Origin of the sequence: Hydrogenophaga sp. (genome assembly GCF_031426985.1) — a bacterium.
GTDB lineage: Bacteria > Pseudomonadota > Gammaproteobacteria > Burkholderiales > Burkholderiaceae_C > Hydrogenophaga.
This window is the reverse complement of record NZ_JASJOY010000010.1, coordinates 14,186-32,817: the sequence shown is the minus strand read 5'-3', so window position 1 is coordinate 32,817 and position 18,632 is coordinate 14,186. Positions and strand designations below refer to the sequence as shown.

Genomic DNA, 18,632 nt, shown 5'->3' with positions numbered 1-18,632 from the left:
CAAGGCCGGGGCGTTGGCGGGCGGCGCGGCCGCGCCCGGCAGGCCTCACATGTTGCGCCGGTACTGCCCGCCCACCTCGAACAGCGCGCGCGTGATCTGGCCCAGCGAACAGCAGCGCACCGCGTCCATCAGCACCTCGAACACGTTTTTGTTTTCGATCACCGCCTGCTTCAGCCGCGCCAGCTGCACCGGGGCCTCGGCCTCGTGGGCGGCGTGGAAGTCGGCCAGGCGGCGCAGCTGGCTCTGCTTTTCTTCCTCGGTCGAACGCGCCAGCTCGATGGTCTCGGGCGTGGTGTCGCCGTGCGGGTTGCGGAAGGTGTTGACGCCGATGATGGGGTACTCGCCGGTGTGCTTGAGCATCTCGTAGTGCATGCTCTCTTCCTGGATCTTGCTGCGCTGGTAACCGGTCTCCATCGCACCGAGCACGCCGCCGCGTTCGGCGATCTTTTCAAACTCGGCCAGCACCGCTTCTTCGACCAGCTCGGTCAGCTCGTCGATGATGAAGGCGCCCTGGTTCGGGTTCTCGTTCTTGGCCAGGCCCCACTCGCGGTTGATGATGAGCTGGATCGCCATCGCGCGGCGCACCGAGTCTTCGGTCGGCGTGGTGATCGCCTCGTCGAAGGCGTTGGTGTGCAGCGAGTTGCAGTTGTCGTAGATCGCGATCAGCGCCTGCAGCGTGGTGCGGATGTCGTTGAACTGGATCTCCTGCGCGTGCAGGCTGCGGCCGCTGGTCTGGATGTGGTATTTCAGCTTTTGCGAGCGTTCGTTGGCGCCGTACTTCTCCTTCATCGCCACGGCCCAGATGCGGCGCGCCACGCGCCCCATCACGGTGTATTCCGGGTCCATGCCGTTGGAGAAGAAGAAGCTCAGGTTGGGCGCGAAGTCGTCGATGTGCATGCCGCGCGCCAGGTAGGCCTCCACAAAGGTGAAGCCGTTGCTCAGCGTGAAGGCGAGCTGGCTGATCGGGTTCGCGCCGGCCTCGGCGATGTGGTACCCGCTGATCGAGACCGAGTAGAAGTTGCGCACGTCGTGGTGCACGAAGTACTCGGCGATGTCGCCCATCACCTTCAATGAAAACTCGGTCGAGAAGATGCAGGTGTTCTGGCCCTGGTCTTCTTTCAGGATGTCGGCCTGCACCGTGCCGCGCACATTGGCCAGCACCCACTCGCGGATCTTGGCGGCTTCGGTGTCGGTGGGGTCGCGGCCGTTTTCGGCCTTGAACTTGTCCAGGTTCTGGTCGATGGCGGTGTTCATGAACATCGCCAGGATCGACGGCGCCGGGCCGTTGATGGTCATCGACACCGAGGTGGTGGGGTTGCACAGGTCGAAGCCGCCATACAGCACCTTCATGTCGTCCAGCGTCGCCACGTTCACGCCGCTGTTGCCGACCTTGCCGTAGATGTCGGGGCGCAGGTCGGGGTCGTTGCCGTAGAGCGTGACCGAGTCGAAGGCGGTCGACAGGCGCTTGGCCGGCAGGCCCTCGCTCACCAGCTTGAAGCGGCGGTTGGTGCGGAAGGGGTCGCCCTCGCCGGCGAACATGCGGGTCGGGTCTTCGCCCTCGCGCTTGAAGGCGAAGGTGCCCGAGGTGTAGGGGAAGCTGCCGGGCACGTTGTCCAGCATCAGCCACTTGAGGATCTCGCCGTGGTCCTCATACTGCGGCAGCGCGACCTTGCGGATGGTGGTGCCGCTGAGCGACTTGGTGGTGAGCGCGGTGCGGATTTCCTTGTCGCGGATCTTGACCACGTACTCGTCGCCCGCGTAGGCCTTCTGCATGTCGGGCCACTGGGCCAGCAGCTTGCGGGCGCCCGCGTCCTGCGCCAGTTCACGCGTCTGGGCCAGGTCGATCGCGGCCTCGGAGGCCTTGGGCCGGTTGGGCTTGTCCACCGCCAGCATGGCGGCGGCGGCGCGCAGCTGCTGGATCTCGCGCGCCAGCTTGGCCTGCTCGCGCGCCTTCTTCTTGTAGCCGCGCACGGTGTCACAAATCTCGGCCAGGTAGCGCGTGCGCGCCGGCGGCACGATGGGCGTCTGGTTGGTGCTGTGGCGCACGTTCACCAGCGGCAGCCGGCCGTCGGCCAGCTTCAGGCCCTTCTCGGCCAGCCGCACTTTCAACGCCTGGTACAGCGCGGTCACGCCGTCGTCGTTGAAGCGCGCGGCCATGGTGCCGAACACCGGCATCTGGTCGGGCATGACGGTGAAGGCCTCGCGGTTGCGTTGCACCTGCTTGGCCACGTCGCGCAGCGCGTCGGCCGCGCCCTTGCGGTCGAACTTGTTGATCGCCACGAACTCGGCGAAGTCGAGCATGTCGATCTTTTCCAGCTGGCTGGCGGCGCCGAACTCGGGCGTCATCACGTACATCGGGATGTCCACGTGCGGCACGATGGCGGCGTCGCCCTGGCCAATGCCCGAGGTCTCCACGATGATCAGATCAAAGCCCGCGACCTTGCAGGCCGCGACCACGTCGGGCAGGGCGGCGCTGATTTCGCTGCTGGTGTCGCGCGTGGCCAGCGACCGCATGTAGACACGTGAACCCTTCTGCCAGGGCGTGATCGCGTTCATGCGGATGCGGTCGCCCAGTAGGGCGCCACCGCTCTTGCGGCGCGAGGGGTCGATGGAGATGACCGCCACGCGCAGGGTGTCGTCCTGGTCCAGCCGGATGCGGCGGATCAGTTCGTCGGTCAGACTGGACTTGCCGGCGCCGCCGGTGCCGGTGATGCCGAGCACGGGCACCGTGGTGCCGGCGGCGGCCTGGCGCACGGCCTCGACCATCGCGGCGTCCGCCTGGCCGTTTTCCAATGCCGTGATCAGCTGCGCCAGCGCGCGCCAGTGCATTTCGCCATGGCCCTGGATCGCTTCCAGCGCCTTCGGTGCGTGGGCGCTGATGTCGCGGTCGCAGCGCATCACCATCTCGCCGATCATCCCTTGCAGGCCCATGCGCTGGCCGTCTTCCGGGCTGTAGATGCGGCCCACGCCGTAGCTGTGCAGCTCGCGGATCTCGGCCGGCACGATCACGCCGCCGCCGCCACCGAAGACCTGGATGTGTTCGCCGCCGCGCTCGCGCAGCAGGTCGACCATGTACTTGAAGTATTCGACGTGGCCACCCTGGTAGGAGCTGATGGCGATGCCCTGCACGTCTTCCTGCAGCGCCGCCGTCACCACGTCGTCCACCGAGCGGTTGTGGCCCAGGTGGATCACCTCGGCGCCCATGCCCTGCAGGATGCGCCGCATGATGTTGATGGCCGCATCGTGCCCGTCGAACAGGCTGGCGGCGGTGACAAAACGCACCTTGTTGGTGGGGCGGTAATTGGCCAGGGCCTTGAAGTCGGCGGACAGGTCGGTCATGGTGGGCTTCTTCGGTGCGGGCGGAAGGGTGTCTGCTTACGTTTACGTAAACGTCAACTCTAAACCATCTGGCCACGCTGTGCTTACGCATTTACCCGGTTGGCCTGTTCGCCACTTTGGCCTGAATTTGGTCTAAGTTCGACCTTGTCTGGCTGAAGACCCCCGCCTACGATCCGATCCGCCCCCGAGCCAGACGGAGGGCGGACGGACCACAACAGGAGACAGACTTTGGCACCCTGGGACGATTTGTCTTTGGACGAGACCGCGTTGCTGCAGGCCATCTTCTGGTCCGAGGGCAGCTCGCGGCTGGCCCTGTCCGACCGCCTGGCGTTTTCCAAGAGCAAGACCAACAGCCTGATCGCTGGCCTGCTGGACGTGGGCCTGCTCGAAGAATCCGGCCTGCGCAGTTCCACCGGCGGTCGCCGGCCCGAAACCCTTCGGCTCAGTCCCGGGCTGGGGGTGCTGGTGGGCGTGGACCTGGGGGCGACCAGCCTGGATGTGGCGGTGCTGACGCCGGACCTGGGCGTGCTGGCCCGCCACTCCGAGGCGGCCGACGTGCGCGCCGGCCCGACCGTGGTGCTGGCCCGGCTCAGGGGGCTGCTGCGGCAGCTGCTGGCCCAGTGCGGCAAGACCGCCCGGGATGTGATCGCGGTTGGCCTGGGCGTGCCCGGCCCGGTGGATTTCGACAGCGCCCAGCTGGTCAACCCGCCGCTGATGCCCGGCTGGGACAGTTTCTCGATCCGCGACTACCTGAGCGAGGAATTCCATGCGCCGGTGTTCGTGGACAACGACGTCAACCTGATGGCCCTGGGCGAGCTGTGGCGACTGCAGGGTGGGTTGCAGAACTTCCTGGTGATCAAGGTCGGCACCGGCATCGGTTGCGGCATCGTCTGCCACGGCGAGGTCTACCGGGGCGCCAATGGCTCGGCCGGGGACGTGGGCCACATCTGCGTGGACCTGGACGGCCCGCGCTGCCATTGCGGCAATGCCGGCTGCGTGGAGGCCATGGCCGCCGCACCGGCGATCGTGCGCCAGGCCACGCAGGCGGTCGACCGCGGCGAGAGCCCCTGGCTGGCGGACCGCCTGCGCGAACAGGGCGTGATCACCCCCGAGGACGTGGGCCAGGCCAGCCGCCACGGCGACGCCGCCGCCAACCGCATCCTCCAGGAGGCGGGCGGGCTGATCGGCCGGATGCTGGCCTCGGTGGTGAACTTCTTCAACCCCTCGCATGTGTTCATCGGCGGCGGGCTCACGCGCACCGGGCCGCTGCTGCTCGCCGCCGTGCGCCAGAGCGTCTACCAGCGCTCGCTGGCCCTCTCGACGCGGCACCTGGAGATCCAGTACACGCCGCTGGCCGAACGCGCCGGCATGGTGGGCGCCGGCGTGCTGGCGATGCAGGAAGCCCTGCGGCACCGGAAGCTGGCCGCATGAACGCGACCCGTCCCACCACCGAACGGCCCGCGCCACTGCGCGTGTCGTTCAAGGGCATCACCAAATCCTTTGGCCCGGTGCAGGTGCTGCACGGGGTGGACTTCGACCTGCCGCCGGGCCAGGTGCTGGGGCTGCTGGGCGAGAACGGGGCCGGCAAATCCACGCTGATGAAGATCCTGGCCGGCTTCGAGCAGGCCGGCGGTGGCGAGCTGTGGGTCAACGGCCGGGTCCAGACCCTGGCCCATGCCCGCGACGCCGAGGCCCTGGGCATCGTGCTGATCCACCAGGAGTTCAGCCTGGCCGAGGACCTGAGCGTGGCGCAGAACCTGTTTCTGGGCCACGAAATCAGGCGCGGCTGGGGCGGGCTGCTGCTCGACGACGAACGCATGCGCGCCCAGGCGCAGCAGGCCGTTGCCCAGGTCGGCCTCACGCTGGACGTGGACACCCGCGTGAAGGACCTGATCGTGGCCGAGAAGCAGCTGGTGGAGATCGCCCGCGCGCTGATGCGCCAGGCCCGGCTGCTGATCATGGACGAGCCCACGGCCACGCTCACACCCACCGAGGCCGAGCGCCTGTTCGGCCTGATGCGCCAGCTCAAGAGCGAGGGCGTGACGCTGGTCTACATCTCGCACAAGCTGGACGAGGTCGAGCGCATCACGGACGAGGTGGTGGTGATGCGCGACGGCCGCTGCGTGGCCCAGCAGCCCACGGCCAGCCTGAGCCGCCAACAGATGGCCAACCTGATGGTGGGCCGCGAGCTGGCCGACCTCTACCCGCCCAAGACCTCGCCGCCCGCGTCGGCCGCACCGGCGCTGCGCGTGACGGGCCTGTGTGTGCCCGGCTGGGCGCAGGACGTGGGCTTCGAGGTGGCGCCCGGGGAGATCCTGGGTTTCGCCGGCCTGGTGGGCGCGGGCCGCACCGAGCTGTTCGAAGGCCTCCTCGGCCTGCGCGAGCGCAGCGCCGGCACGGTGGAACTGGCCGGGCAGCCCCGCACCATCCGCGGCCCGCGCGACGCCGTGCGCCTGGGGCTGACCTACCTGAGCGAAGACCGCAAGGGCAAGGGGCTACATGTGCACCTCGGCCTGCGCGAGAACCTCACGCTGATGGCGCTGGAGCGCTACGCCAGGCCGCTGCTGCAGCCCGCGCAGGAGCAGCAGGCGCTGACCCACGCCGTGCAGGCGTTCGGCATCCGCACCGGCCACCTGCAGGTCAAGGTCTCCAGCCTGTCCGGCGGCAACCAGCAGAAGCTGGCGCTGGCCAAGGTGCTGCACCCGGCCCCCCGGGTGGTGGTGCTGGACGAACCCACCCGTGGCGTGGACGTGGGCGCCAAACGGGACATTTACCTGCTGATCCAGCAACTGGCCAGCCAGGGGCTGGCCGTCGTCATCATTTCCAGCGAGCTCATGGAGCTGATCGGCATGTGCCACCGCGTGGCGGTGATGCGCGCCGGCCGCCTGCAGACGGTGCTGGATTCCGACCACCTGACCGAAGAGGAGCTGATCGCCCATGCCACAGGAACCCACTGAAACCCCGGCCGGCCGGGGGCTGGCGCGGCTGCAGGGCATGGGCCCGGTGATCGGGCTGGTGCTGCTGTGTGTGGCGGGCACGCTGCTCAACAGCAACTTCGCGACGCTGGACAACGCGATGAACGTGCTCACCCGCACCGCCTTCATCGGCATCATTGCCGTGGGCATGTGTTTTGTCATCGTCTCTGGCGGCATCGACCTGTCGGTCGGCTCGATGGCGGCGCTGATCGCCGGCGCGGTGATCCTGTGCATGAACCGGCTCGCACCGGTGCTGGCCTCGCCGGAGGTCACTGTGGTGATGGGCATCGTGCTGGCGCTGCTGCTGGGGGCGCTGTTCGGGTTGGCGCACGGGCTGCTGATCACCAGGGGGCGCATCGAACCCTTTATCGTGACGCTGGGCACGCTGGGCATTTTTCGCGCCTACCTGACCTACATCTCCAATGGCGGCGCGATCACGCTGGACAACGAGCTCTCGGACACCTACAGCCCGGTGTACTACGGCAGCCTGCTGGGGGTGCCGATCCCCGTGTGGGTGTTCCTGCTGGTGGCGCTGGCGGGCGGCCTGATCCTCAACCGCACCACCTATGGCCGCTACGTGCAGGCCATCGGGTCCAATGAGCAGGTGGCGCGTTACGCGGCGGTGGACGTGGACCGCGTGAAGGTGCTGACCTACGTGCTGCTGGGCGTGTGCGTGGGCATCGCCACGCTGCTGTACGTGCCGCGCCTGGGTTCGGCCTCGCCCACCACCGGCCTGCTGTGGGAGCTCGAAGCCATTGCCGCCGTCATCGTCGGTGGCACCGCGCTCAAGGGCGGGGCGGGCACCGTCACCGGCACGGTGGTGGGGGCCGTGCTGCTCTCGGTCATCAGCAACATCCTCAACCTCACCAGCATCATCAGCGTCTACCTCAACGCGGCGGTGCAAGGCTTCGTGATCATCGCCGTGGCCTTCATGCAGCGCAGCCGCCGCTGAGTACAGGCGTGCTGCGCTGATCTCATCGTGTTTCCCCCGCAGCGTCCGCTGCATTCCTCAACCTCACCTCTGGAGACAAGCCACATGAAAACAATGACCCGCAGACTCGCCCTGACCGCCGTGGCGGTTGCCGCGCTGGGCAGCGCCCCCGTTTTCGCTCAGAACAAGGTGGTGCTGGGCGTGGCCATCCCGGCCGCCACACACAGCTTCATGGCCGGCGTGGTGTTCTGGGCCAACCAGGCCAAGGCCGAACTTGAAAAGGCCCACCCCGGCCTGCAGGTGATCGTGAAGACCGCCAGCGGCTCGCCCGAGCAGGCCAACCAGCTGCAGGACCTGCTGACCGTGAACAAGATCAACGCCCTGGTGGTGCTGCCCTTCGAGTCGGCCGCGCTGACCAAGCCGGTGGCCCAGGTCAAGGGCAGGGGTGTGTACGTGACCGTGGTCGACCGCGGCCTGACCGACACCAGCGCGCAGGACGCCTACGTGGCACCGAACAACACCACCTTCGGCGAGGTGCCGGCCGCCTACATCGGCAAGGCGCTGGGCGGCAAGGGCAACATCGTGGTGCTGCGCGGCATCGCCTCCAACGTGGACAACGAGCGCAACGACGCCTTCAACGCCGGCCTCAAGGCGTTCCCGGGCATCAAGGTGCTGGACGCCAAGTTCGGCAACTGGAACCGCGACGACGCCTTCAAGGTCATGCAGGACTACCTCACGAGGTTCCCGAAGATCGATGCCGTGTGGGCCGCCGACGACGACATGTCGGTGGGGGTGCTCAAGGCCATCGACCAGGCCAAGCGCAGCGACATCAAGCTGGTGTTCGGCGGTGCCGGCGCCAAGGGCTCGATCAAGACCCTGATGGACGGCAGCGATCCCCGCATCCAGGCCAACGTTTCCTACTCGCCCAAGTTCATCTACGACGCGGTGAAGCTGACGGCGCAGGCCCGCCTAAAGGGTGAAAAGCTGCCCGCCAACACCATCATCCCGTCGGTGCTGATCACCAAGGACACGGCCAAGAACTTCTACTTCCCGGACTCGCCGTTCTGAGTTCGCGTTGACGTTGAACCACGCCGTTCGCGTTGAGCCTGTCGACACGCTGCCCTTGCGCAGGGCTTCGACAGGCTCAGCCCGAACGGGGTACTTGATCACTTTTGGAGGCTGTCCATGGCAAGACCCGTCACCCTGTTCACCGGCCAGTGGGCCGACCTGCCCCTGGCCGAGCTGGCCCCGCTGGCCAAGCGCATGGGCTACGACGGCCTGGAGCTCGCCTGCTGGGGCGACCACTTCAATGTGCAGGAGGCGCTGGCCTCGCCCGGTTACGTGCAGGACCGGCTTGAGCTGCTGGACCGCCATGGCCTGCAGTGCCTGGCGATCGGCAACCACCTGGTCGGCCAGGCCGTGTGCGACCGCATCGACGAGCGCCACCGGTCCATCCTGCCGACCCACGTGTGGGGCGACGGTGACCCGGAGGGCGTGCGCCGCCGAGCGGCCACCGAGCTGCAGGACACCGCACGCGCCGCCGCGGCGTTCGGCGTGAAGACCGTGACCGGCTTCACCGGCTCGTCCATCTGGCATTCGATCTACGCCTTCCCGCCCACCAGCCAGACTTACTGGGACCAGGGCTTTGCCGACTTCGGCGCGCGCTTCACGCCCATCCTCGATGTGTTCGAGTTGGTCGACGTGAACTTCGCGCTCGAGGTGCATCCCACGGAAATCGCCTTCGACATCGCCACCAGCGAACGTGCGCTGGCAGCGGTGGCGCAGCACCGCCGCTTCGGCTTCAACTTCGACCCCAGTCACCTGGCTTACCAGGGCGTGGACTACATCCGATTCGTCCGCAGCTTCGGCCCGCGCATCTTCAACGTCCACATGAAGGACGCCTGGTGGGGCAGGGGCGACGGCACGGTCGGTACCTTCGGCGGCCACACCAGCTTTGGCGACGCCCGGCGCAGCTGGGACTTCCGCAGCGTGGGCCGGGGCATGATCGACTTCGAATCCATCATCGTCGCACTCAACGACATCGGCTACGCCGGCCCGCTGAGCGTGGAATGGGAGGACAGCCGCATGGACCGGGTGCACGGTGCCAGCGAGAGCGCGGCCTTCTGCAGGCGCCTGGATTTCAAACCGGCGGCTGGCGCCTTCGACGCGGTGTTCGCTCAGGACCGCAGCGCCCCATGACCCTCTCGACCGACACACGCCGTCTGCGTTACGCCATGGTGGGCGGCGGCCGCGACGCCTTCATCGGCGGCGTGCACCGCAAGGCCGCCGCGCTGGACGGCCAGATCGAACTGGTCGCCGGCGCGCTCTCCAGCAGCCCGGACAAGGCCCGCGCGTCCGGCCGCGACCTGTTTCTGGCCGATGACCGCAACCACGGCAGCTGGCAGGCGCTGCTGGCCGACGAGCTGCGCCGCCCGCCGGGCGAGCGCATCGACTTCGTGTCCATCGTCACCCCCAACCACCTGCACCACCCGGTCGCGCTGGCCTTTGTCGAGGCCGGCTTTCACGTGGTCTGCGACAAACCGCTGGTGCACACCAGCGCCCAGGCGCGCGAACTGGTGGCGGCGGTGGCGCGGCAGGGTACGGTGTTCGGCGTGACCTACAACTACACCGGCTACCCGCTGGTGCGCCAGATGCGCCACATGGTGCAGGGCGGCGCCATCGGCACGGTGCGCAAGGTGGTGGTGGAGTACCACCAGGGCTGGCTGGCCACGGCAGTGGAAACCCGCGGCAGCAAGCAGGCGGCCTGGCGCGTGGACCCCAGCCGCAGCGGCGCGGCCGGAGCGATGGGTGACATCGGTTCGCACGCCGAGAACCTGCTGAGCACCGTGACCGGCCTGGAGATCGAATCGCTCTGCGTGGACCTCAGCGCGATGGGGCCGGGGCGCACGCTGGACGACGACGGCCACATGCTGCTGCGCTTTCGGGGGGGCGCGCGCGGCGTGCTCATGGCCTCGCAGATCTGCGTCGGCAGCGAAAACGACCTGCGCCTGCGGGTGCATGGCACCGAGGGCAGCCTCCTGTGGTCGCAGGAGAACCCCAACCTGCTGGTGCACGCGCCGCTCGAAGGTCCGCCCCGCACGCTCACGCGCGCGTCTGAGGGCCTGTGCGAGTCCGCGGCGCGCGCCTCTCGCCTGCCGGCGGGCCATCCCGAAGGCTTCATCGAGGCGTTTGCCAACGTGTACCTGGGCGTGGCCGCCGACATCCGCGCCCAGCTGCAGGGCCGGCCGGCCGATCCGCTGGTGGCGGACTACCCGCGCATCGACGCTGGCGCGCGTGGGGTGCACTTCATCGAGCGGGTGCTGGCGTCTTCGGTCAGCGACCGCAAGTGGACCCCCATGCACGACGGCGAGCCGTCCTGAGGCGGCCCGCCGCGCGTCATTCGACGCGCAGGCCCTTGAGGGCCGGGTCTTCGGGCGGGAATCGCAGGTCAAGCGCCTGGAGCGTGTCGCGCACGACGGTGGCGATCATCAGGTTGCGGTGTGTCTTGCTGTTGGCCGGCACCACGGTCCAGGGCGCCCACTCGGAACTGGTGGCTTCGAGCAGGTCTTCGTAGGCCTTCTGGTAGTCGGCCCACTGCTTGCGCACGTTCAGGTCGCCCAGGCTGAACTTCCAGTGCTTGGTCACGTCGTCCACGCGCTCCTGCAGGCGTTCGCGCTGTTCGTCTGCGCTGATGTGCAGCATGAACTTCAGGACCACGGTGCCGGTCTCGGCCAGCAGGCGCTCGAAGTGGTTGATGTGGGCGTAACGCTGTTTCGTCTGCGCGGGCGTGATCCAGCCGTTGACCACCGGCACCAGCACATCTTCGTAGTGGCTGCGATTGAAGACGGTGATGTGGCCAGCCGCAGGCACCTGCTGGTGGATGCGCCAGAGGTAGTCGTGTGCGCGCTCGGGTTCGGTCGGCGCCTTCCAGCCCACGGTCTGCACGCCCAGGGGGCTGGTCAGGCCGAACACGCCGCGGATGGTGCCGTCCTTGCCCGAGGTGTCGGTGCCCTGCAGGATCACCAGCAGCTTGTAGCGGCCATCGGCGTAGAAGAGGTTTTGCAGCTCGTCGATCTCGCGCGCCAGGGCCAGCACCTGCGCCTGGTCTTCGGCCTTGCTGCCTTGAGAGAAGGGCTTGGCGCCGGGGCCCCGTTGCGCCAGCATGCCGCGCTGCGCCTTCTGTCCATCGCGGGCGGGCCCGATGCGCCAGTCGTGCGCGCCTGGGGTGGCCTGCAGCGCGGCCGCCGGGAAGGGCAGGTGGACGTCGGTCGAGCGGGGCATGGGGCGGTCTCCGGACGGTGTGGGCGCCCATCCTGCCCCAAGGCGTTGAAAGAGTGTTGACGTCAACGTCAATATTGTCCCGATGCCGCCCGCCATGGGCCGCCCGAGCGCGCCCCGTGCGGGCGGGGCCGGGGTGATCGCGGGCCTTTTCCGGCGCTGTCGTGCCGAGCGCTAGGGACGCGTAGGCCGATGGCTGGAAATCGGTGCCGCCCTCCTACAATTTGCCTTTTCGTCCCGTCCCTGGAGCCCTGATGACCACCGTCCACGATCCCGAACGCAAACGCGCCCTGGTGCTGCGCCTCAAGCGCGTGGAGGGGCAGTTGCGGGGCATCCAGAAGCTGATCGAAACCGATGCGGACTGCGAAAAAGTCGCCCAGCAGCTGGCCGCCGCGCGCAAGGCGCTGGACAAGACCTTTTTCACCATGGTGGGCTGCGTGATCGCCCAGGGCGACGTGCCCGCGGACGACGTGGCCGACATGCTCGCGCGTTTCTCCTGATCGCCCACGGACCGCCCGCCATGAAGCCGATCCAGCTGTTCGACGCCGCCTCCAGCACCTTCACCTACGTGCTGTTCGACCTGCATTCGCGCGAGGCCCTGATCATCGATCCGGTGGACGAACAGATCGAACGCGACCTGGCCACGCTGCGCGAGTACGGCCTCAAGCTGGTCTGGACGGTGGAGACCCACGCGCACGCCGACCACATCACCAGCGCCGGCAAACTGGCCGAGCTGGCGGGTGCCCGCACCGCCGCCCCGGCGGGTTGCGGCATCGGTACCGCGGCGGTGCAACTGGCGCACGGCGACACGCTGGCGTTTGGCGCCGAAAGCCTCCGGGCCCTGCACACACCCGGCCACACCGCCGGCAGCATGAGCTTCGTCTGGCGCGATCATGTGTTCACCGGCGACACCCTGCTCATCAACGGCTGCGGTCGCACGGACTTCCAGTCCGGCAGCGCGGCGGACCTGTACCGCAGCCTGACCGAGGTGCTGTTCGCGCTGCCCGATGCCACCACGGTCTGGCCCGGGCACGACTACAACGGCCGCGCGCACTCGACCATCGGGCAGGAGAAGGCGTCCAACGCCCGTGTGGCCGGCAAGTCCGAGGCCGAGTTCATCGCGCTCATGGACGGCCTGCACCTGCCCAGGCCGCGCCGCATCGACGAGGCGGTGCCGGCCAACCTCAGCTCGGGCATGCGCCACGACGTGGACGGTGCGCTGCTGCTGCAGCCCAGGCCCGGGCAGGGCGGCTACGCGGGCGATGTGTCGCCCCTGCTGGCCTGGCAGTGGGTGCAGGCGGGCGAGGCCGTGCTGGTGGACGTGCGCACCGACGCCGAGCGCGAGTGGGTGGGCTTTGTGCCCGGTGCCATCGGCCTGGCCTGGAAGCAGTGGCCGGGCATGGCGATGAACGCCGCCTTCGACGACGGCGTCCGCCAGGCGGCCGCGGGCGGGCAGAAGCTGGTGCTGCTGTGCCGCAGCGGGGTGCGCTCCGTCGCCGCGGCCAAACGGGCGACCGAGCTGGGGCTGCAGGCCTACAACATCCTCGAAGGTTTCGAGGGCGACCCGGACCCGCAGGCGCACCGGGGGCGGCGCGGTGGCTGGCGCTTCCACGGCCTGCCCTGGCGCCAGAACTGAGGGCCTCGCCGGATGCTGGCGCCCTGCTGGGTGCCGGGAGGCGGGCTTTCGGGGATGGTCTGTGGCGTGCGGACGCCGCTGATCGGCGGGTGCACACAAAACTTGAGAAAAAAGCGTAACAAGCCCTGTCAGGCCTGACAGGGTGTGTGGGGTAGGTCACACATTTCTTTTTTCAATGGGGTTTTCTTTTCTCAAAGGAGATCTCCATGGAAACCCTCGACCGCATCCTTGACAAGGCCCCCGCACAACCCGCCATCTCGGCCCACCTGGCCGCCCGCATCCAGCGCGAGTTCACCACCCGCTGGGACACGCTCTGGGGCGGTCGATCGCTGCTGCACGGCCGCGACGCGGGCGCCGACGCGGTGCGCCTGAACGGCAACGACTACCTGAGCCTGACCGGTCACCCCGACATCGTGCGGGCGCAGACCGAGGCCATCAAGAGCGACGCCGAATTCGTGATCCAGTCCAGCGTGTTCCTGCTGGACGAGCATCCGGCCCGTCAGCTCGAACGCCGGCTGGCGCATCTGCTGGGCAAGGAAGACGGGCTGATCTGCCAGTCCGGCTACTCGGCCAACCTCGGCCTGCTGCAATCGATCGCCGACGAGCACACCGTGATCTACATGGACAGCCTGGCCCACACCTCGCTGTGGGAGGGCGCGCGCCGCGCCGGGGCCACCGCCCACCCGTTCCGCCACAACGACCCGCAGCACCTGGACCGCATGATCGAGCGCCACGGCCCGGGCATCGTGGTGGTGGACTCGGTCTACAGCACCACCGGTGCGGTCTGCCCGCTGGAGGCGATGGTGCAGACCTGCGAGCGGCGCGGCTGCATGATCCTGGTGGACGAGTCGCACTCGCTGGGCACGCACGGCCCGCAGGGCGCCGGCCTGTGCGTGGCGCTGGGGCTGAGCGAGCGGGTGCACTTCATCACCGCCAGCCTGGCGAAGGCGTTTGCCGGGCGGGCCGGCTTCCTCAGCGTGCCGTCGGCCATGCGCAATTACGTGCTCAGCACCAGCTACCCCAACATGTTCAGCTCCTGTCTGCTGCCGCACGAGGTGGCGGCACTGGGCGCGACGCTGGAGGTGATCCGCCGCAGCGACGCCGAGCGCCAGCGCCTGCACGCCATCACGCGGCGCCTGCGTGCGGACCTGACGGAGCTGGGCTATCCCATCCACCAGGGCACCGAGCAGATCATCGCGCTGGAGTCGGGCACCGAGCCGGCCACCATGGTGCTGCGCGACCTGCTGGAAGAACGCAATGTGTTCGGTGCCGTCTTTTGCGCGCCGGCCACCAGCCGCAACCGCACCATGGTGCGATTGACGCTCAGCGCCGCGTTGACCGATGCCGAGCTGGACCACGTGATCGGCGCGGCACGCGAGATCGCGCCACTGGTCAAGCCCTGGGACTGGCCGCTGGCGCGCCGTGCCCGGGTGGCCGAAGCGCAGACGGTGTGAACGAATGCATTGGGCGCGCCCGGCGCATTGCGCAGGCCGGTCCACGACCGGCCTGCGCGATCCGTTCGCGCCGGTTCAGGCGTCCTGAACGCTGCGCGAGCCCTGCATTTCGAGGAAGTTGCGGTAGGCGTACAGCGGCTGGGGCAGGTCGCTGGCGCTCAGATCGAACAGCGCGCCGGTCAGCAGGCCTTCATCGTCCACCACGAACGCTGGCGCGGTGCGGATCGGGCCGCGCAGCCCCAGCTGCTGGTGCAGCTCCACCGCCGGCAGCAGCCGGCCGGCCTGCACCGCGTGCACCACGTCCAGCCCCAGGCCGGCGGTGCCCGCGAGCTCGGCTGGTTCGTTCAGCGAGCCCGTGGGTTCGAGTTGCAGCCACTGGCAGCGGCCGTCGGTGTCCAGCCCCAGCAGGCCAAAGGGCTCGCCCAGCACCACGTACTCGACCCACCGCGTCTGGGTCAGCCGCCGCAAGGCGCGGGTGACCGACGGCACCTGCAGCATCGACTGCTGGGCCGGCTGCAGCACCGCGCGCCACAGCGTGTTCAGCCGCGGGTGGGGTGTGTTCGAGCGCTTGGCCAGCGCGCCCAGCAGCCGCCCCGCGATGTCGGTCGCCTGCTTGGGGATGAACTGGTCGATCAGGCCGCCGTTGAAGGCCTGGATGGCGATCTGCTCGTCGGCCTGGCCGGTCAGCAGCATGCGAGAGCCGGGCCAGTCCAGCAGGGTGTTGAGCACCTTCAGACCGTCGGTGCCGGGCATGGCGTAGTCCACCACGCAGGTCTGCACCAGCTGGTAGCGCGCCGGGTTGTTGGCCCAGTAGCGCAGCAACTGCGGCAGCAGGTGGTGGCCGTTGCGCCAGCGCTCGATCATCTGCAGGTGCAAGGCGGCGTCGGCCTCCCAGCGCGCGGGCTCTTCGCGCATGCGCTCCAGAAAGGTGGTGGGTCGCATGTACAGCTCCACCTGCAGGTGGGTGGGCAGCACCATGCCCAGCATGTCGAGGTAGTCCAGGTCATCGTCGAGGAACACGATGCTGCCGGAGCGGTGAAAAAGCGGGAGTTGCAAGGCCATGGAAACGCGAAGCGGTGTGACGGTTCAGTGGGGAGTGGTGTCCAGCGGCAGGTCGACCCAGAAGGTCGCACCTTCGGTGGGTTCGGAATGCACGCTGATCTGGCCGTTGACGGTCTCGACCACGTTCTTGCAGAACGTCAGGCCCAGACCGCTGCCCGCCCCGCTCTGGGTGGAATAAAAGGGTTCAAAGATGCGGGTCTGCTGCTCGTGGGGAATGCCCACGCCCTGGTCGGCGATGCTGATGCGTCCTTTGCCGCGGTGCAGCCCCACCTGGATGCGCAGGTCCCCGGGCTGCGGCGCCGTACCGGCCGAGGCCAGCGAGTGCAGCGCGTTCTTGATCAAGTTGGACAGCACCTGGGCGAACAGCGGGCGCGAACCGACGAAGCAGAAGTCGTTCTGCACGTGGACCTGCACGCAGTCGCGCTCGCGCGAGGAGCGGTAGGGATAGCTGCCCACCACCTCGTGCACCAGTTCGGCGGCCTGGATGGCCGAACGCTCCCTGGGCAGGCGCAGCAGCTGGGCGTTCGATATCTGGGTGTCGATCTGCCGGTTCATGCTGCGCACCAGGTTCTGCAGCCGGGTGGACAGCTCCTCGATCTTCTTGCGTTTGTTCTCGGGCACATCGTGCTGGGCCAGGTTGCGCAGCACATCGCCCATGAGGTTGACGGTGGCCAGTGGCGTGCGCAGCTCGTGCGCCATCACGCCCATGGTGCTCAGGACATTGATCAGCCGCGTGCGGCGCAGGTTGGCGCTGGACGCGCCCAGCATGATGGACGAGACCCAGGCGAAGCCCAGCACCACCAGCTGGTCCAGCCCGGTGGTCGTGTCCGGCAGGGGCTGGGTCGGCGGGGTGGCCAGCAGGTAGCTCAGGCCGATGCCGGTGAGCGCCCCCAGCGTGGCCAGGCGCCAGTCGGTCAGGTGGTAATAGATGACGACCATGCAGGCCATGCTGGAAAACCAGACCGAGTTGCCACCGTTCATCCAGTACATCCAGGAAAAGAACAGCGGCAGCTGCAACCAGCAGACCGCGCTGAAGGTCCAGACAGTCAGGCGGGAGTTGAGGTCCCGGTGGACGGCGGGCAGCAGCAACGGAATGCCCAGGCTGGCGTTGAGCAAGCGCAGGCCCACGTACTCGAACGGCTGCGGAATCAGGTAGCCCCAGATCCAGGCGAACGTCAGGTGCCCCAGAACCGTGAAGATGCCCAGCCACTGAAGGCGCGCGCGCGATGGGTGCAAAATAGGCTCCAGCGGAGCGTGGATGGTCTCGTCCACCAACCATCGCCACAACCTGGTTCGCGCACTGCGCAGCCCTATTCGGTCCAACGGCAACATGTACTCCTTCCTTCTTTGGCGACCCGGTCACCTGGGCGGGTGGGTGCGACCTGCGGGTATTGTCCCTGCAACGGGCGATCGCCAACCATGACCCTGCCTGTCAACTTTGACAGCGTGAGCGTGGATGCGATCCTCGCCGACTGGGTGAGCGCGTTGACCGAGCAAGGGGTGGAGGCGGTGGTGGTGCTGGGGCCCACGCCCACCGGGGGGCGCGATGACCGCGAGGTGCTGGCGGTGCACCCGCCGCGCCTGCTGGGCCCCGCACAGGCCCTGGCCGAGAGCCACGATTTTGGTGCCAGCTGGCGCGACAGCGACGCGCCACTGGTCGCCTGGCAGGACATCTCCAAGTCGGCCTTCGCGGACCAGGCCGGTCGTTGGCGCCGCCTGTGGCTGGCCCACGGGCACCAGACCCTGGTGCGCGTCGCATTCACCCTGCCGGCCGGGCGCGCCTTCGAGTGTTTCCTGTTCAGCCCACGGGCCTTTGCCGACCGGTCCGAAGCCGCCACGCTGGCCTGGTCGGCCTTCAACATCTGGCCCATGCTCAAGCGTGCCATCGCCGAGCAGCGGCTGAGCCTGAGCCCGCGCGAGCAGGAGAGCCTGAACCTGGCCTTTGAAGGCCTGACCGCGCGCGAAACCTCCCTGCGCATGGACTGTTCGGAGCGCACGGTCAACTACCACCTGGCCAACGCCATGGCCAAGCTGCAGACAGACAACAAGCTCTCGGCGGTGCAGCGCGCCTGCTGGATCGGCCTGATCTGATCCGTATCAACCCTAGGCCGCGCGCGCAGGAACGCGTCGCTGGCGTGTTCATAATGCCCGCATGAGTTTTCTGGCCCTGGACGTTGGCAACACCCGCCTGAAATGGGCGCTCTACGATGCACCGCAAGTCGGTGCCCGGCTGCTGGCCCACGGGGCGCAGTTCCTGGAAAACATCGAAAAGCTGGCCGAAGGCGACTGGAGCGTCCTGCCCGCGCCGCGCTGGGTGATCGGCTGCGTGGTCGCCGGCGACGCCGTCAAGCGCCGTGTGCAGGAGCAACTCGAGCTGTGGGACGTCAGCCCCCAGTGGGTGGTCTCCAGCAGCGGCGAGGCCGGCCTGACCAACGGCTATGACCACCCGGCCCGGCTCGGCTCGGACCGCTGGGTGGCCATGATCGGCGCCCGCCAGCGCCTGCTGGCCCAGGGGCCGGCGCGGCCTTGTGTGGTGGTGATGGTGGGCACGGCCGTGACGGTGGAAGCCATCGACTCGCAGGGCCGTTTTCTGGGCGGCATCATCCTGCCGGGGCACGGCATCATGCTGCGTGCGCTGGAATCGGGCACCGCCGGTCTGCATGTGCCCACTGGCGAGGTGCGCGACTTTCCCACCAACACCAGCGACGCCCTCACCAGCGGCGGCACCTTCGCCATTGCGGGGGCGGTGCAGCGCATGGTGGACAACCTGCGGCGCCATTGCGGCGAACCACCGGTGGTCTACATGACCGGTGGCGCGGGCTGGAAGATGGCGCCCAGCATGTCCACACCGTGCGAGCTGGTGGACAGCCTGATCTTCGACGGGTTGCTGGAAATCGCGAGTGGACGGTTTGCCCCCCTGCGCGCCTGACGGCGCTTCCCCCCTGCTGCGCGGGGGG

The 18,632-nt window shown here is 68.3% G+C and carries 15 protein-coding genes and 1 pseudogene; 12 read left to right on the top strand and 4 right to left on the bottom strand.

Annotation, left to right across the window (positions count from 1 at the left end; translation table 11 throughout):
• Positions 1-45: 45 nt before the first annotated feature.
• Complete coding sequence (icmF, locus tag RMP09_RS01690) at positions 46-3,339, bottom strand: fused isobutyryl-CoA mutase/GTPase IcmF (RefSeq protein WP_310564277.1); 3,294 nt, start codon at positions 3,337-3,339, stop codon at positions 46-48.
• Between the two features lie 228 nt (positions 3,340-3,567).
• Between icmF and RMP09_RS01685 the strand changes: the two genes are divergently transcribed.
• The 6 genes from RMP09_RS01685 to RMP09_RS01660 all read left to right on the top strand — a co-directional run bounded on the left by RMP09_RS01685 (position 3,568) and on the right by RMP09_RS01660 (position 10,625).
• Positions 3,568-4,770 (top strand): ROK family protein, encoded by a 1,203-nt coding sequence (locus RMP09_RS01685; protein ID WP_310564276.1) that lies wholly within the window; start codon positions 3,568-3,570, stop codon positions 4,768-4,770.
• Positions 4,767-6,296, top strand: coding sequence for a sugar ABC transporter ATP-binding protein (locus tag RMP09_RS01680; protein ID WP_310564275.1), 1,530 nt, complete (start codon positions 4,767-4,769; stop codon positions 6,294-6,296). The genes RMP09_RS01685 and RMP09_RS01680 overlap by 4 nt, the downstream gene beginning before the upstream one ends.
• Complete coding sequence (locus tag RMP09_RS01675; protein ID WP_310564274.1) at positions 6,277-7,266, top strand: ABC transporter permease; 990 nt, start codon at positions 6,277-6,279, stop codon at positions 7,264-7,266. Before RMP09_RS01680 ends, RMP09_RS01675 begins: the two co-directional genes overlap by 20 nt.
• An 84-nt stretch (positions 7,267-7,350) precedes the next feature.
• The gene (locus RMP09_RS01670; RefSeq protein WP_310564273.1) at positions 7,351-8,313 is read left to right on the top strand and encodes a substrate-binding domain-containing protein; all 963 of its coding nucleotides are present in this window, start codon (positions 7,351-7,353) and stop codon (positions 8,311-8,313) included.
• A gap of 117 nt (positions 8,314-8,430) precedes the next feature.
• Entirely contained in the window at positions 8,431-9,444 is a 1,014-nt protein-coding gene (locus RMP09_RS01665; protein WP_310564272.1) for a sugar phosphate isomerase/epimerase, read from the top strand.
• Positions 9,441-10,625, top strand: coding sequence for a Gfo/Idh/MocA family oxidoreductase (locus RMP09_RS01660; RefSeq protein WP_310564271.1), 1,185 nt, complete (start codon positions 9,441-9,443; stop codon positions 10,623-10,625). The genes RMP09_RS01665 and RMP09_RS01660 overlap by 4 nt, the downstream gene beginning before the upstream one ends.
• A 16-nt stretch (positions 10,626-10,641) precedes the next feature.
• On the opposite strand, the gene RMP09_RS01655 is transcribed toward RMP09_RS01660, so the two are convergent.
• On the bottom strand, positions 10,642-11,526 hold the full coding sequence (locus RMP09_RS01655; protein WP_310564270.1) for a PPK2 family polyphosphate kinase: 885 nt from the start codon (positions 11,524-11,526) through the stop codon (positions 10,642-10,644).
• Positions 11,527-11,777: 251 nt separating this feature from the next.
• On the opposite strand from RMP09_RS01655, the gene RMP09_RS01650 reads away from it, so the two are divergent.
• From RMP09_RS01650 to cqsA, 4 genes and pseudogenes are all read left to right on the top strand, one after another.
• Complete coding sequence (locus RMP09_RS01650) at positions 11,778-12,023, top strand: metal-sensitive transcriptional regulator (protein ID WP_310564269.1); 246 nt, start codon at positions 11,778-11,780, stop codon at positions 12,021-12,023.
• Between the two features lie 20 nt (positions 12,024-12,043).
• Positions 12,044-12,544 (top strand): annotated as a pseudogene (locus tag RMP09_RS01645) (MBL fold metallo-hydrolase); the annotation flags it as partial.
• A gap of 174 nt (positions 12,545-12,718) precedes the next feature.
• Positions 12,719-13,159, top strand: a complete 441-nt coding sequence (locus RMP09_RS01640) for a rhodanese-like domain-containing protein (protein ID WP_310564287.1) — start codon at positions 12,719-12,721, stop codon at positions 13,157-13,159.
• A 206-nt stretch (positions 13,160-13,365) separates the two neighbouring features.
• A complete protein-coding gene (cqsA, locus tag RMP09_RS01635) occupies positions 13,366-14,613 on the top strand; it encodes an alpha-hydroxyketone-type quorum-sensing autoinducer synthase (protein WP_310564268.1) in 1,248 nt (415 codons plus the stop codon).
• Between the two features lie 75 nt (positions 14,614-14,688).
• Here cqsA and RMP09_RS01630 read toward each other — a convergent pair whose 3' ends face one another.
• Positions 14,689-15,669 carry a response regulator gene (locus tag RMP09_RS01630; RefSeq protein ID WP_310564267.1) on the bottom strand — a complete coding sequence of 327 codons (981 nt, stop codon included), beginning with the start codon at positions 15,667-15,669 and terminating at the stop codon, positions 14,689-14,691.
• Between the two features lie 30 nt (positions 15,670-15,699).
• Positions 15,700-16,911, bottom strand: coding sequence for a HAMP domain-containing sensor histidine kinase (locus RMP09_RS01625; protein WP_310564266.1), 1,212 nt, complete (start codon positions 16,909-16,911; stop codon positions 15,700-15,702).
• A gap of 183 nt (positions 16,912-17,094) precedes the next feature.
• On the opposite strand from RMP09_RS01625, the gene RMP09_RS01620 reads away from it, so the two are divergent.
• Together RMP09_RS01620 and RMP09_RS01615 are read left to right on the top strand one after the other, a co-directional pair.
• Positions 17,095-17,766, top strand: a complete 672-nt coding sequence (locus RMP09_RS01620) for a helix-turn-helix transcriptional regulator (protein ID WP_310564265.1) — start codon at positions 17,095-17,097, stop codon at positions 17,764-17,766.
• 61 nt (positions 17,767-17,827) lie between these two features.
• Positions 17,828-18,604 carry a type III pantothenate kinase gene (locus RMP09_RS01615; protein ID WP_310564264.1) on the top strand — a complete coding sequence of 259 codons (777 nt, stop codon included), beginning with the start codon at positions 17,828-17,830 and terminating at the stop codon, positions 18,602-18,604.
• Positions 18,605-18,632: the final 28 nt, after the last annotated feature.

Coding starts and splice junctions, on each gene's coding strand:
- RMP09_RS01620 (WP_310564265.1), top strand. CDS start 17,095: ATGACCCTGCCTGTCAACTTTGACAGCGTGAGCGTGGATGCGATCCTC.
- RMP09_RS01660 (WP_310564271.1), top strand. CDS start 9,441: ATGACCCTCTCGACCGACACACGCCGTCTGCGTTACGCCATGGTGGGC.
- RMP09_RS01640 (WP_310564287.1), top strand. CDS start 12,719: ATGCGCCACGACGTGGACGGTGCGCTGCTGCTGCAGCCCAGGCCCGGG.
- RMP09_RS01665 (WP_310564272.1), top strand. CDS start 8,431: ATGGCAAGACCCGTCACCCTGTTCACCGGCCAGTGGGCCGACCTGCCC.
- icmF (WP_310564277.1), bottom strand. CDS start 3,339: ATGACCGACCTGTCCGCCGACTTCAAGGCCCTGGCCAATTACCGCCCC.
- RMP09_RS01655 (WP_310564270.1), bottom strand. CDS start 11,526: ATGCCCCGCTCGACCGACGTCCACCTGCCCTTCCCGGCGGCCGCGCTG.
- RMP09_RS01670 (WP_310564273.1), top strand. CDS start 7,351: ATGAAAACAATGACCCGCAGACTCGCCCTGACCGCCGTGGCGGTTGCC.
- cqsA (WP_310564268.1), top strand. CDS start 13,366: ATGGAAACCCTCGACCGCATCCTTGACAAGGCCCCCGCACAACCCGCC.
- RMP09_RS01680 (WP_310564275.1), top strand. CDS start 4,767: ATGAACGCGACCCGTCCCACCACCGAACGGCCCGCGCCACTGCGCGTG.
- RMP09_RS01650 (WP_310564269.1), top strand. CDS start 11,778: ATGACCACCGTCCACGATCCCGAACGCAAACGCGCCCTGGTGCTGCGC.
- RMP09_RS01615 (WP_310564264.1), top strand. CDS start 17,828: ATGAGTTTTCTGGCCCTGGACGTTGGCAACACCCGCCTGAAATGGGCG.
- RMP09_RS01675 (WP_310564274.1), top strand. CDS start 6,277: ATGCCACAGGAACCCACTGAAACCCCGGCCGGCCGGGGGCTGGCGCGG.